At 39.0% G+C, this 14534-nt stretch carries 10 protein-coding genes; 3 read left to right on the forward strand and 7 right to left on the reverse strand.

Going from position 1 to position 14534, the window contains the following annotated elements:
* Positions 1-383 precede the first annotated feature (383 nt).
* Positions 384-914, forward strand: a complete 531-nt coding sequence (zur, locus tag H1225_RS14000) for a zinc uptake transcriptional repressor Zur (RefSeq protein WP_006536370.1) — start codon at positions 384-386, stop codon at positions 912-914.
* Between the two features lie 205 nt (positions 915-1119).
* On the opposite strand, the gene lexA is transcribed toward zur, so the two are convergent.
* Together lexA and H1225_RS14010 are read right to left on the reverse strand one after the other, a co-directional pair.
* On the reverse strand, positions 1120-1731 hold the full coding sequence (gene lexA / locus H1225_RS14005; RefSeq protein WP_161729891.1) for a transcriptional repressor LexA: 612 nt from the start codon (positions 1729-1731) through the stop codon (positions 1120-1122).
* A gap of 127 nt (positions 1732-1858) precedes the next feature.
* A complete protein-coding gene (locus tag H1225_RS14010) occupies positions 1859-2230 on the reverse strand; it encodes a diacylglycerol kinase (RefSeq protein ID WP_006536373.1) in 372 nt (123 codons plus the stop codon).
* Between the two features lie 130 nt (positions 2231-2360).
* Here H1225_RS14010 and plsB point away from each other — a divergent pair, with 130 nt between their 5' ends.
* Positions 2361-4844, forward strand: coding sequence for a glycerol-3-phosphate 1-O-acyltransferase PlsB (gene plsB / locus H1225_RS14015; protein ID WP_109400130.1), 2484 nt, complete (start codon positions 2361-2363; stop codon positions 4842-4844).
* A 102-nt stretch (positions 4845-4946) separates the two neighbouring features.
* On the opposite strand, the gene ubiA is transcribed toward plsB, so the two are convergent.
* From ubiA to pgi, 3 genes are all read right to left on the reverse strand, one after another.
* Positions 4947-5801: a 4-hydroxybenzoate octaprenyltransferase gene (ubiA, locus tag H1225_RS14020; protein ID WP_006536376.1), complete on the reverse strand. Its 855-nt coding sequence runs from the start codon at positions 5799-5801 to the stop codon at positions 4947-4949.
* A 28-nt stretch (positions 5802-5829) separates the two neighbouring features.
* Complete coding sequence (gene ubiC / locus H1225_RS14025) at positions 5830-6339, reverse strand: chorismate lyase (protein ID WP_239739701.1); 510 nt, start codon at positions 6337-6339, stop codon at positions 5830-5832.
* Positions 6340-6560: 221 nt separating this feature from the next.
* Positions 6561-8207 carry a glucose-6-phosphate isomerase gene (pgi, locus tag H1225_RS14030; RefSeq protein WP_109400131.1) on the reverse strand — a complete coding sequence of 549 codons (1647 nt, stop codon included), beginning with the start codon at positions 8205-8207 and terminating at the stop codon, positions 6561-6563.
* A gap of 266 nt (positions 8208-8473) precedes the next feature.
* Here pgi and lysC point away from each other — a divergent pair, with 266 nt between their 5' ends.
* Positions 8474-9853 carry a lysine-sensitive aspartokinase 3 gene (gene lysC / locus H1225_RS14035; protein ID WP_115065662.1) on the forward strand — a complete coding sequence of 460 codons (1380 nt, stop codon included), beginning with the start codon at positions 8474-8476 and terminating at the stop codon, positions 9851-9853.
* Between the two features lie 88 nt (positions 9854-9941).
* Here the strand turns inward: lysC and H1225_RS14040 are convergent, their stop codons facing one another.
* Both H1225_RS14040 and metH read right to left on the reverse strand, forming a co-directional pair.
* Positions 9942-10520: a hypothetical protein gene (locus H1225_RS14040; protein ID WP_229096596.1), complete on the reverse strand. Its 579-nt coding sequence runs from the start codon at positions 10518-10520 to the stop codon at positions 9942-9944.
* A 132-nt stretch (positions 10521-10652) separates the two neighbouring features.
* A complete protein-coding gene (gene metH / locus H1225_RS14045; protein WP_115065663.1) occupies positions 10653-14330 on the reverse strand; it encodes a methionine synthase in 3678 nt (1225 codons plus the stop codon).
* Between the last annotated feature and the right edge of the window lie 204 nt (positions 14331-14534).

Below are 14534 nucleotides of genomic sequence, written 5' to 3' on the forward strand. Positions count from 1 at the left end.
GGGGGACAACGGCTAACCCTTTTGAGGGCGCACGTGTCCTACCCAACGGTTCAGAACAAATTATCTAAAATCATCTAAAAAATTAACCCAGCTTAGGCTGGGTTTTTGTTACTAATGGCCAGTACATATCAACATGAAAAACCAGTTCGCCCATGTGAATCAACTTGCTTTACACAATAAATTATTACTTATTTATCTCTCTTTAAAAGTATCTACTTTATATTGTTGAAAGAAAACATGTTTTTTTATCGAACAGCAGATCCTTTTAAAAAGGATGTAATACTACAGTTATTTTCACAAAACCCCACTTTACACAAAGGTTTACTCTTGAAAAATATGATAGGATCTATGTTATTAACAACGTCTGAGAGCATCTTATCCCCATGAATGAAGAGAAATTGCTCGCTCAGGCAGAAAAGATCTGCCAGAAACGAGGTGTTCGCCTGACTTCACAACGTCTGGCAGTATTACGTCTGATAATCCAGCAACCTTCTGCTATCAGCGCATATGATTTATTGGATTTATTACGCCAAGTTGAGCCTCAAGCAAAACCGCCAACAGTCTATCGTGGATTAGAGTTTTTACTTGAGCAAGGATTTATCCATAAAATAGAATCCACCAACAGTTATGTGCTTTGTCATCATTTTGATGATGTTGAACATACGTCAGTAATGCTAATTTGTGACCGTTGCTTATCTGTCACTGAAAAGAATAGTCATAAAATCGAAGATGCGATTTCATTACTAGCAAAAGAGAGTGGATTTCATTTACGACATAGCGTCATCGAAATTCATGGATTGTGTTCACAATGCCATGAAGCACAAGAGTGTACCCATCCTGAAGGTTGTCATCATGATCATAGTATGGATGATAATCTTAAGCAGAAAAAAACCGGCGACTATAAGCCTCGTTAAACTTATAAAATACAAAAAGCCAGGTGACTTGTATCGTTGTCATAAGCACTTACGCAATTAAAACACATCATATTGTAATTACATTTGTAGTGTAATGGTGTTTTTTTATACAAATTAGAAAAATAAAAAATGCAGATGATTTTATGTTTTTACACATCATCTGCATCTTTTTAAAATAAGTTTTGTTGACTTACTTTGGCACAAATTACAGCCATTCGCTGTTACGAATAACCCCAACGGCTAAACCTTCCACAGTAAAGCTTTGTTCGCGTAAATCGACGATAATTGGTGAAAACTCTGGGTTTTCTGCATGAAGCTCAATTTTATTACCGCTTTTCTTGAAGCGCTTTACTGTCACTTCATCTTCAATACGCGCCACAATCACTTGCCCATTGTGAACATCTTGCGTTTTATGCACAGCAAGTAAATCACCATCCATAATACCGATATCTTTCATTGACATGCCATTAACACGCAATAAAAAATCTGCACTTGGTTTAAATAGCATTGGGTCAACTTGATAATGGCTTTCAATATGCTCTTGCGCTAAAAGTGGTTCACCCGCCGCGACTCGCCCAATTAATGGCAATCCTTCTGGTTCTTCTTCCATTAGCAAACGGATACCTCTGGATGCACCAGAGACAATTTCTATCACGCCTTTACGAGCAAGAGCTTTTAAGTGCTCTTCTGCCGCATTTGGTGAGCGAAACCCAAGCTGGGAAGCTATTTCAGCCCGTGTTGGTGGCATACCCGTTTGCGAAATGTGATCACGAACCAAATCGTAAACCTGCTGCTGCCTTGCAGTTAATGCTTTCATTCCGCCCCCTGTTTGTTTATACAGTCAAACTGTGAGTATATACAGGTATATGACGATTTGAAACCTAAAATGAATATAAAACACGCATCTCTGGATTATTTTTCGACAAAAAGCGAAATTTTTAACTTTATGCGAAGAAATGCCCCCAAAGAATGGTTACCCAAGTAAATAATCCCAATATAATAGCAATCAGAACGGCGGCAGAACCCATATCTTTTGCACGTCCGGATAATTCATGGTATTCAGATCCAATTCGATCGACAACCGCTTCTATTGCGCTATTTACCAGTTCCAAGATCACAACCAATACAACGGAACCAATGAGTAAAATGCGCTCTAGACCACTGACATCGATGAAAAATGAAAGGATAATTGCAACCAAGGTCACAATTGCTTCTTGTCTAAAAGCGGCTTCATTAATCCAAGCGGCACGAATGCCTTTGTATGAATAGCCACCTGCTTTGATGATTCGGGTAAGACCTTTATTTTGATTAGCCATAATAAACTCTATCGAAAACAAACGATTATTTTGCCACTTTTCTCTATTAATATTGTCACAGCACCACAGATCTACGAAAGACTTTCTGTTATGCTTTCGAAGTATTGCTAATAAGAGGCTACAACTATTTATGTCAGCTTGGCGTAAACTATATTATAACACATTGAATTTACCACTAAAATTACTGGTAAAAAGCAAACGAGTTCCGACTGATCCTATCACTGAATTAGGGTTAGATACGTCGCGATCTTTCCTTTATGTTCTGCCTTATCATTCAAAGGCGGACTTACTGACATTAAGACAGCAATGTTTATCTTTAGGATTGCCTGATCCACTGCAACCCATTGAGATAGGCGGTACAAAGCTTCCTGCTTATGTCTTTATTGATGACGGCCCAAGAGTATTCCGTTACTACTCCCCCGATCCTCGTAAAGATTCCGTGAAGACATTCCACGCTTATCTTGATGCACATCGTAATAACCCACATCTTGATATCGAGATGTTGCCAGTTTCTGTGATGTTTGGACGCTCTCCTGGTCGTGAAGGCCATAATGGTGTTCCACATTTACGCGTGCTTAACGGTATCCAAAAATTTATCGCTATCCTCTGGTTAGGTCGTGATAGTTTTGTTCGTTTTTCACCCACTGTATCAATGCGTGAAATGGCGAACGAACACGGCACGGACACGAGTATAGCGAGAAAACTTGCACGTGTTGCACGTATTCACTTTTCACGCCAGCGTTTAGCCGCTGTTGGCCCTAAATTGCCAGCACGCCAAGATCTCTTCAATAAATTGCTTTCATCAAAAGCAATTGAAAAAGCGATTGAAGATGAATCAAAAGCGAAGAAAATCTCACTTGACAAAGCGCGTAAAAATGCCACAGATATCATGGAAGAAATTGCAGCTAATTTCTCATATGAAGCAGTGCGTATTAGTGATCGCGTATTAAGTTGGACATGGAATAAGCTCTACCAAGGTATCAACGTTTATAATGCCGAACGAGTACGTAAACTCGCGCAAGATGGGCATGAAATCGTGTATGTTCCTTGTCACCGTAGCCACATGGACTACTTACTGCTTTCTTATGTACTTTACCACCAAGGTTTAGTCCCCCCACATATAGCAGCAGGTATTAACCTCAATTTCTGGCCAGCCGGCCCTATTTTCCGCCGTTTAGGGGCTTTCTTTATTCGAAGAACCTTTAAAGGTAACAAGCTTTACTCCACCATTTTTCGTGAATATTTAGGCGAGCTATTTACACGTGGCTACTCCATTGAATATTTCGTTGAAGGTGGCCGCTCTCGTACAGGTCGATTGTTAGATCCTAAAACAGGAACACTTTCAATGACGGTACAAGCCATGTTGCGTGGTGAAACACGTCCTATCTCTGTTGTTCCAATTTACATTGGTTATGAACACGTTATGGAAGTGGCAACCTATGCCAAAGAATTACGTGGCGCAACAAAAGAGAAAGAAGGCTTTATGCAGATGGTCAGGGGATTACGTAAATTACGTAACCTTGGTCAAGGCTATGTGAATTTTGGTGAGCCAATTTCTGTTGTACAATACTTAAATCAAGCTGTACCACAATGGCGTGATGATATTGACCCCATTGAGCCACAGCGCCCAAGTTGGTTAAACCCAACAGTAAGCACACTCGCTGATAACATTATGGTTCATATCAATAATGCAGCATCTATTAATGCAATCAATCTTGTTTCAACAGCCTTATTGGCATCACGTCAACGCGCACTCACGAGAGAACAACTGTTAGAGCAAATAGATTGTTATCTACAATTATTACGCAATGTGCCTTATTCGACGGATATGATTGTGTCTGATAAAAACGCTAAAGCCTTATTAGAACACGCTCTACAGTCAGATAAATTCCAAGTCGAAAAAGACAGCTTGGGTGATATTGTGGTACTCCCTCGTGAAAGCGCGGTATTAATGACTTATTACCGCAATAACACAATCCACTTAATGATCACTCCGTCATTAATTGCAAGCATCGTCTTACATCATGAAAAAATTCATCGTGATGATTTAATGAAACAAGTTGAGCTCATCTTCCCTCTTATTAAAGCGGAACTATTTATTCGTTATGAGAAAGAAGAACTCCCTGAAGTCATTAATACTTTGATTGCAGAATTGTGCCGTCAGCGCCTGATTTGTTGTGATAGTGATGGCTTACTGCGTATCAATCCAGCGCGTATTCGTCCATTACAGCTTTTAGCCGCCAGTGTCAGAGAAACACTGCAACGCTATGGCATTACACTCTCTTTACTCAATTTTGCACCTGAAATTAGCCGTGCATTATTGGAAAAAGAGAGCCGTATCTTGGCACAACGTCTTTCAGTTTTGCATGGTATCAACGCACCTGAATTCTTTGATAAAGCGGTATTCTCTACCTTAGTTTCAACGCTACGTGAAGAAGGGTATCTCAATGATAATGAAGATATCCTAAAAGCAGATGCATCTGCCCTTTACCAAGTGATTGCAAAATTAATGTCACCAGAAATTCGCTTAACCATTGAAAGCGTCGGGATCACTGAAGATAACAATTTAGTACAAACTGTTGACGAAAAAAGTGAGCCTAAAGCTGATGAATAATCAGTAATTAGCATTATGACCGAAATAGAAAAGGGATAAGCTCATTGCTTATCCCTTTTTATTTCTACTCAATAATAGAGAATACTTTAGCGCTTATTTATCTTAAAAATAACTAAATAAAATACCCGCAAACAAAACAAAACCAACATAGTTATTATTCATAAAAGCTTGGAAACACGGCGCTCTTTCACGCTCTGCAATAAGCTTCTGTTGATAAATAAACAGAGCTGTGACTAACAATAGCGACCAGTAGTAGATACCTTTCAAATTCAGCAAAATACCAATACCCACTAATAATGCCAGCATCACCAGTTGTAAAATACCGATAATAATTTTGTCATAACGACCGAATAAAATAGCGGTAGATTTAACCCCTATTTTTATATCATCATTACGATCAACCATTGCATATTGCGTATCGTAAATAACAGACCAGACAATATTAACCAGGAATAATAGCCAGCACACTAACGGCAAAGTTTCAGAAACGGCGGCAAATCCCATTGGAATTGACCAACCAAAAGCCATACCTAAAATAAGCTGAGGTAAGTTACTAAACCGTTTAACGAAAGGATAAAACCACGCCAGTGCAAGCCCTGCCACAGAGAGCCAAATAGTCATGGTGTTAAGTGTTAGAACTAATGCAAATGACAAGAGTACCAAAACGATAAATAAGATTTTGCTCTCTTTTTCTGTCACTGCCCCACTAGGTAATGGTCTATTTTTAGTTCGTTCAACACTGCCATCAATTTTTCGGTCAGCAAAGTCGTTTATTACACACCCAGCGGCACGCATAGAGAACACGCCAATAGTAAAGACAATCAGAATATGCCAATCTGGAAAGCCTTTAGCGGCAATCCACAAAGCCCAATAAGTTGGCCAAAGTAGTAATAGCGCTCCGATAGGTTTATCTATACGCATTAAACGGCTATATGCTTGCCATTTACTTTGCGTCATACTTCCCTCCAATTTTAGCTCCCCTTAATTACTTCTCATAAACTGGTGATGCAGGTAGAAACATCTCGGTTAATAATAAAGGTTTATCTGAAAGCTGAAAACGAGAACGGCGTAACCAATACCCATTTTGTTGCCCGATATGAATAAAATCACGACTTAAGGTTGTTTCCTGAAACAGATAACGCCCAAGTGGAACGGTTCTTAGATTGACCAGTTTTCTGTCTTCGCCTGTCAATGTCTCTTCTGGCACTAACGTCCGCCCTAATAACCAAGGAATATCATCACCACACAATACCACTTCTCTTAACCAATAACGCTGACTTTTGGGTAAACACGCTCTTTCGTCAGCAAGTTCAATAAAGTCAACAAATCCTTCTTGGTAAGGCATTACAGTGACTTTATTACAATATTGCTCAAAACGTCGAGTCATCGAGCCTAATTCCATTAACCAACTTAATGTACTTTCTTTAATACTTTCGTGTTCCTCATTAGGTAACCAATGGATAGGAGCGGGAGTAATTATTGATTTTTTGAACATTATTTCATCATCACGCGTTGATGATCCTAGCTTATGCGATTTATTATTCATAAGGATATCATGATGTGACTCAGGGAAGTTAAAAGCTGATAACATTTCGCATAAATAATCTAAAAAAGCGTTAAAAGAAAATTAGATTGAGCACGAAACATTCGAAAAATAAAGGAGGCCATAAAAACCTCCTTTGTATCTAACCGACTACTTATATTCAGTTTATTCGATTAACGCCATGCTTTATAACGATTAATCAGATTATTTGTTGAGCTATCATGGCTGTTAACACTTTCCTTACCTTCTAATTCAGGAAGAATGCGGTTAGCTAGCTGTTTACCTAATTCAACACCCCATTGGTCAAACGTGAAGATATTGAAAATAACACCTTGTACAAAGATCTTATGTTCATACATGGCAATCAATGCCCCCAATGAATAAGGCGTAATTTCTTTTAATAAAATAGAGTTTGTTGGTCGATTACCTTCAAATACTTTAAAAGGTGCAACATAGTCCATGGTTTTAGGATCTTTTCCTGCTGCGGCAAATTCAGCATCAACTTGCTCACGAGTTTTACCAAAAGCGAGTGCTTCTGTTTGAGCAAAAAAGTTAGACATCAGTTTTGCATGATGATCAGATAGAGGATTATGGCTAATTGCAGGTGCAATAAAATCACAAGGGATAATTTTTGTACCTTGATGGATCAGTTGATAAAACGCATGTTGGCCATTTGTACCCGGTTCGCCCCAAATAATAGGCCCTGTTTGGTAACTGACTTTATTTCCATCGCGATCAATATACTTACCATTTGACTCCATATTGCCTTGTTGGAAGTAAGCAGCAAAACGATGCATGTACTGATCGTATGGTAGAATCGCTTCAGTTTCTGTACCAAAAAAATTGTTATACCAAATGCCAATCAGTGCAAGGATTGTTGGGATGTTATTTTCAGCATCAGCGGTTCTAAAGTGGTTATCCATTGCATGAGCACCTTCCAGTAATTGCTCAAAGTTGTCATAACCAACAGATAACGCGATAGATAAACCAATTGCTGACCATAATGAATAACGACCACCGACCCAATCCCAAAACTCAAACATGTTGGCCGTATCAATACCAAATTTTTCAACTTCGGTGCTATTCGTAGATAACGCGACGAAATGTTTAGCGACAAAAGCACTCTCTTTCGCTGATGCTAAGAACCAATCTCTTGCTGAATGCGCATTTGTCATGGTCTCTTGTGTGGTAAATGTTTTTGACGCAATTAAGAATAATGTCGTTTCGGGATCACATTTTTTCAGTGTTTCGGCAATATGTGTACCATCAACATTCGAAACGAAATGCATAGTAAGGTGGTTTTTATACGGACGTAATGCTTCTGTTACCATATAAGGGCCGAGATCGGATCCACCGATACCAATATTCACAACATCAGTAATTGCTTTGCCTGTATAACCTTTCCATTCGCCACTAATAATACGTTCACTGAACTGTTTCATTTTATTCAGCACGGCATTAACTTCTGGCATGACATCTTTGCCATCAACGATGACGGGAGTATTGCTACGATTACGTAATGCGGTATGCAATACAGCACGATCTTCAGTACGGTTGATTTTTTCACCCGTAAACATGCTATGTATCGCACCTTCTACGTCACATTCCTTAGCCAAAGCCTGCAATTTATCTAATGTTTCTTTCGTAATACGGTTTTTTGAAAAATCCACTAGAATTTGGTCTGAAAATACTTTTGAAAATTGCTCAAAGCGTGATGGTTCCTGAGCAAAAAGTGTTTTCATCTCGGTATCTTTGATAACCGAAAAATGGTTTTCTAATGCCTTCCAGGCGAGTGTTTGGGTTGGGTTTACATTTTTCATTCACAATACTCTCTTAAGATTACAATCTGATATTCTCAGATTGTAGCCTGACATTTAATAGTTACAGTCAATTCTTTCTCATTTGATGATATTGGTCAAAACCATTCAACAAATCTAGTACTAATTACTTTCATAGGTAAAACCGATAATGTAGAGCTGATTATTAATTAAATTGATTATTCTTCACTCTACATTGACTCTCTACTTAATAACCGATATTTCTAAGTTGTGTCCAACATCTCATTTTTGCCTAAAGGAATACGACAATGACTGATAATACTGCTACGCCTTCATCTACATCATCGCCATACACTATCGCTAAATTTGGTGGCACTAGTGTTGCTAACTATTCAGCAATGGAAAAGTGTGCAGATATTATTCTTAAACAAAAATCAGTTCGTGTCGTCGTTCTTTCGGCATCTGCGGGAATAACTAATTTATTAATTGAACTTGCATCAGGGACTGAACTTTCACAACGAGAAGCTTTACTCTCACAAGTGCGTGATATTGAGTATGCGATTATCAATCAGCTTTCTCAGCCAGAAATTATTTCTCAAGAAATAAATCGCCTGCTTGAGAATATTGAGATGCTCTCAGAAGCAGCGTCACTTGCCACATCTGATGCATTAACAGATGAATTAGTCAGCCACGGTGAATTAATGTCGACATTGCTCTTTGTTGAACTATTGCGTGAAAAAGGTGTACAAGCAGACTGGTTTGATGTCAGAAAAGTGATGAAAACCAACGATCTGTTTTGCCATGCTGAACCCGATATGATGCAATTAACAGAGCTCACACAAAGCCTTATTCAACCTCGTTTAGAGGAAACAGTGATTGTCACACAAGGCTTTATTGGTCAAGAGCCAAAAGGTAGAACAACAACGCTAGGTCGTGGTGGTAGTGATTATACCGCTGCATTGATTGGTGAAGCACTCGGCATGTCTCGTGTGGATATCTGGACGGATGTACCGGGTATTTACAGCACTGATCCAAGAATAGTGCCAGAGGCACATCGTATTGATCAAATTGCCTTTGATGAAGCCGCAGAAATGGCAACTTTTGGCGCTAAAATTTTGCATCCTGCGACATTATTACCCGCAGTTCGTAGTGGTATTCCTGTATTTGTTGGCTCAAGTAAAGCCCCCGAAGAAGGTGGCACATTGGTTTGTGCTCAAACAGAAAATCCACCTGTATTTCGCGCGATTGCGCTACGTAGAAAACAAACTTTACTCACGTTACATAGCCTGAAAATGCTTCATGCACGCGGTTTTTTAGCAGAAATATTTACTATTTTATCGCGTCATCATATCTCTGTTGATGTGATAACCACATCTGAAGTAAGCATTGCGTTAACCCTCGATACAACAGGTACCACCAGCGCATCAGGTAGTTTATTAACCAATGCGCTCTTAACGGAACTATCCGCATTATGTCGTGTTGAAGTAGAAGAAAATTTGGCTCTGGTTGCGATTATCGGTAATTCACTCTCACAAGTGAATGGCTTAGGAAGCCAGATTTTTGGCGCATTAGAAAATTACAATATTCGAATGATAAGTCACGGCGCAAGTACCCATAATTTATGTTTATTAGTTGATGGGAAAGATGCGGATAATATTGTGCGTAAATTACATGATACACTGTTTTAATTAATGACTAATTTCAAGATATAGAAGAGAGATAAGACATTATTTCTCTTCTACTTTTCATACGTTACATTAAAAATACTTTATTTTTTTAATAGACTCGATAACCGCCATATTTTTTCGCAAATTGGTTAAATTTACCAAAATCAATTAAAGCAATTTCTAAAGAACGATGAGCTAGATGAGACATCTTTGCAATTTTCTCAACAAAAACTCGGTTATCTTCTAGTAACTTAGCGGTAAGCGTAACTGCAATGATTTCACACTCATTCGGAGTGACAATCCAACCATCATTAGTGGCAAATTTATGAATAGGAATATGACCTTCTTTGTCACTTTCTTTCGCTAATAACGCTTCTTCTTCTTTCATGGCTTGCTTAAATAACACAATTTCTTCATCAACAGGCTCAGGAGAAGTAGGAATTTTATGATAAATATAGTCTCCAACTTCTTCAATTCGTGCAGGCGTCATTTCTGCTTTTAGCCAAATATTGTCAAATGCTTTTTCGTCTAAAATTGCCTCTGTATCTAAACTTCCTGTTAATTGCATCAGATTTAAAAAAGCATTAATTAAAACTTCACTTAATGGATAATTCCCTTTTGCTAAAGAAGGAAACGGCACCTCAACGCCAGCAGGTGGGGTTTTCTGAAGGTACAAAGTATAGTTCATCGTCATGTCCTTTTTTCTGATACAGGCTTATAGCTTATACACCTTTAATGGGAACTGCGAGAGGAAATAACAAGGGGATATCGCTATCCCCTCTAGATTATTATATTGTTGAGATCTTAGAATAAAGACAAATTAAGACTCATACCCTAAATTAGGCGCTAACCAACGTTCAACTTCACTAACACTCATCCCTCGACGTTTTGCGTAATCGTCAACCTGATCTTTTTGAATTTGAGCAACTGCAAAATATTTACTTTCAGGATGACTAAAATACCAACCGGATACTGAAGCACCTGGCCACATTGCATAAGCATCTGTTAGCTTCATACCAATACGATTTTCAACATCAAGCAGTTGCCAAATTTTGGCTTTTTCTGTGTGTTCAGGACAAGCCGGATATCCCGGTGCAGGTCGTGTTCCTTGATATTTTTCTCGAATAAGCTCGTCATTAGAGAGAGCTTCATCAGGGTTATATCCCCAAATTTTTGTTCTCACTTGTTGGTGAAGGTATTCCGCAAAAGCTTCAGCAAGACGGTCTGATAATGCTTTCACCATAATCTTATTGTAATCATCATGAGCATTATCATAAGCATTGGCGAGCGTGTCTTCTTCTAACCCTCCTGTTACAGCAAAAGCACCGAAATAGTCAGGAACACCACTTTCTACAGGAGCAATAAAATCGGCTAAACAGTAGTTAGGAAACTCTTTTTTCTCTGTTTGCTGACGTAAATGGCAGCTATATAACAACGGTTGTTGCCTAGTTTCATCGCGATAAATCACAATATCATCACCGACACGATTTGCAGGAAATAACCCAACAATTCCTTTTGGTGTTAATAATTTTTCGTGACTTAATTTATCCAGCATCGCATTTGCATCGGCAAATACACGTTTTGCTTCTTCGCCCACCACGTCATCTTCTAAAATTCGAGGATATTTACCCGCTAAAGACCACGTCATAAAGAAAGGTGTCCAATCGATATACTCACGCAAGGTTTCAATACTTGCAGCGATCTCCTGCACGCCTAATTGATTAGGCTTTGGTGGTATGTAATTTTGCCAATCAATTTGTAGTGCATTCTGTCGTGCAGCTTCTAAAGAAACAGGAGGCGTACGAGGTTTTTTTCTGGCATATTGCTGGCGTACGACTTCATATTCACGCCGTGTTTTTGCAACAAAATCCGCTTTTTGTGTTTCAGATAATAGTGCGGCAACAACACCTACAGTTCTCGATGCATTTTGTACATAAACGGTAGGATGACTGTAATTGGGTTCTATTTTTACTGCCGTATGCGCTTTAGATGTTGTTGCTCCACCAATCATTAATGGTAAAGAAAAACCGCGCCTTTCCATCTCTTTAGCAACATTCACCATCTCATCCAGTGAAGGTGTGATCAGCCCTGAAAGACCAATAATATCGACTTTTTCATCAATTGCTGTTTGCAAAATTTTATCGCAAGGCACCATCACACCTAAATCGATAATTTCGTAGTTATTGCACTGTAAAACAACTCCGACAATATTTTTACCAATATCGTGAACATCCCCTTTTACGGTAGCGAGTAAAATTTTACCTGCGGAAGTACCTGCTTGTTTTGTCGCTTGAATATAAGGTTCGAGATAAGCAACCGCTTGTTTCATCACACGAGCTGATTTCACAACTTGGGGTAAAAACATTTTGCCTTCGCCAAACAAATCACCCACTGTATTCATACCATTCATCAATGGCCCTTCGATGACTTCAATTGGGCTTGATGCTTGTTGACGACAAGCTTCCGTATCTTCAACAATAAATTCGGTGATCCCTTTTACTAACGCGTATTCTAAGCGTTTTTCTACATCCCATTGTCGCCATTCTGCTAACTGATGATTTTGCTCATCACTTTTACTTCCGCGATAACGCTCAGCAAGTGCTAATAAATTGTCGGTGCTCTCTTCATGGCGATTTAAAATGACGTCTTCAACCGCATTACGCAGTTCATCTGGTAATGAGTCGTAAATGGCAAGTTGCCCTGCATTCACAATTCCCATATCCATACCATTTTTGACGGCATAATAGAGAAAAACGGAGTGAATAGCCTCACGAACAGGATCGTTACCCCGAAATGAGAATGAAACGTTAGAGACCCCACCAGAAATTAAGGCATAAGGTAGTTGAGATTTAATATCTGCACAGACTTCAATAAAATCAACAGCATAATTATTATGTTCAGCAATACCAGTTGCAACGGCAAAAATATTAGGATCAAAAATAATATCTTCAGGTGGAAAACCTGCTTGCTCTGTTAATAACTGATAAGCTCGACGACAGATTTCGATTTTACGCTCTCGAGTATCCGCTTGCCCCACTTCATCAAACGCCATAACAACAACAGCGGCACCGTATTTACGCACCAATTTAGCGTGTTCAAGAAAAGGTATTTCTCCTTCTTTCATCGAAATAGAGTTAACAATGCCTTTGCCTTGAATGCATTTTAGTCCCTCTTCTATTACTTCCCATTTTGAAGAGTCGATCATCACCGGAACCTTGGCAATATCAGGCTCACCTGCAATAAGATTGAGAAAACGTGTCATAGCTTCCACCGCATCTAACATGCCTTCATCCATGTTGATATCGATGATTTGAGCACCATTTTCAACTTGCTGACGTGCAACATCCAATGCTTCTTGGTAATTGCCTTCTTTTATCAAGCGCTTAAATTTCGCAGAACCTGTGACGTTAGTTCGTTCCCCCACATTTACAAACAGTGAATTATCATCAATCACTAAAGGCTCTAAACCTGAAAGACGACACGCTTTCTTAAGAGTCGGTAATACTCTTGGTGCGATACCTTCTACTGCTTGTGAAATGGCAAGAATATGTGCAGGTGTTGTTCCACAACATCCCCCTACAATATTGAGAAAACCCGCTTGCGCCCATTCTTTAATTTGCTCAGCCATTTCTTGGGCATCTAAATCATAGCCTCCAAATGCATTAGGCAAACCAGCATTAGGGTGAGCACTAACATAAGTTTCAGAAATTTGTGAAAGTGTTTGAATATATTGACGTAATTCTTTAGGTCCTAACGCGCAGTTTAGACCAAATGAGAGCGCATCAGCATGACGTAAAGAGTGGTAGAACGCTTCTGTTGTTTGTCCTGTTAAGGTTCTCCCTGATGCATCTGTAATGGTGCCAGATATCATCACAGGTAATTCAATATTGAGCGATTCAAATTCACATTTAATCGCAAAAATAGCGGCTTTCGCGTTTAGAGTGTCGAAAATAGTTTCGACCATAATTAAATCAACACCACCTTTAATTAATCCGCGCGTTGCTTCTCGATAAGCTTCCACCAGCTTATCAAACGAAACATTACGAAAAGCTGGATCATTAACATCTGGGGATATAGATGCTGTTCTGTTTGTTGGCCCTAACACACCCGCGACATAGCGAGGTTTATCAGGTGTTAAGGCACTCCATTTATCTGCACAGGCTTTTGCTAATTTTGCAGCCTCTTCATTTAGCTCGAAACAGAGTGACTCCATGTGATAATCAGCCATCGCAATAGAAGTCGAGTTAAAGGTATTGGTTTCAACAATATCAGCACCCGCTTGAAAATAAGCATCATGTATATCCGCAATAATCTGGGGCTGTGTTAACACTAAAAGATCATTATTTCCTTTAACATCACAATTCCAATCAGCAAAACGTTCACCTCGATAATCAGCTTCTGTTAGTTGATATTGCTGGATCATTGTCCCCATTGCGCCATCAAGTACTAAGATGCGTTTTTCTAATGCTTCCACCAGTTGTTGTTTTATGTTTGCCACGTTGCTTCCTCTTAATCGAGAATGTTTTTATTCTTATTTCTTTATTTTTCTTTCGTTGTTTTTTTATCCTACCATATCTTTTTGCAAAGATTTCTAAGACGAAGATGAGAGATTTTCACTTAGTGATAAATACTTTTAATAAATATTTCTTATCACACATATTGTTTTGAAAAATGCAGTGATCGGAGGAGTTTTATTACACGG

The organism is Proteus penneri (assembly GCF_022369495.1).
In the GTDB taxonomy this organism is placed as follows: Bacteria; Pseudomonadota; Gammaproteobacteria; order Enterobacterales; family Enterobacteriaceae; genus Proteus; species Proteus penneri.

What these genes read in the sequence shown, in the direction of transcription:
- H1225_RS14010 (WP_006536373.1), bottom strand. Translation starts at nt 2,230, where the DNA reads ATGGCTAATCAAAATAAAGGTCTTACCCGAATCATCAAAGCAGGTGGC.
- pgi (WP_109400131.1), bottom strand. Translation starts at nt 8,207, where the DNA reads ATGAAAAATGTAAACCCAACCCAAACACTCGCCTGGAAGGCATTAGAA.
- lysC (WP_115065662.1), top strand. Translation starts at nt 8,474, where the DNA reads ATGACTGATAATACTGCTACGCCTTCATCTACATCATCGCCATACACT.
- H1225_RS14040 (WP_229096596.1), bottom strand. Translation starts at nt 10,520, where the DNA reads ATGAACTATACTTTGTACCTTCAGAAAACCCCACCTGCTGGCGTTGAG.
- ubiC (WP_239739701.1), bottom strand. Translation starts at nt 6,339, where the DNA reads ATGTTCAAAAAATCAATAATTACTCCCGCTCCTATCCATTGGTTACCT.
- zur (WP_006536370.1), top strand. Translation starts at nt 384, where the DNA reads ATGAATGAAGAGAAATTGCTCGCTCAGGCAGAAAAGATCTGCCAGAAA.
- lexA (WP_161729891.1), bottom strand. Translation starts at nt 1,731, where the DNA reads ATGAAAGCATTAACTGCAAGGCAGCAGCAGGTTTACGATTTGGTTCGT.
- ubiA (WP_006536376.1), bottom strand. Translation starts at nt 5,801, where the DNA reads ATGACGCAAAGTAAATGGCAAGCATATAGCCGTTTAATGCGTATAGAT.
- plsB (WP_109400130.1), top strand. Translation starts at nt 2,361, where the DNA reads ATGTCAGCTTGGCGTAAACTATATTATAACACATTGAATTTACCACTA.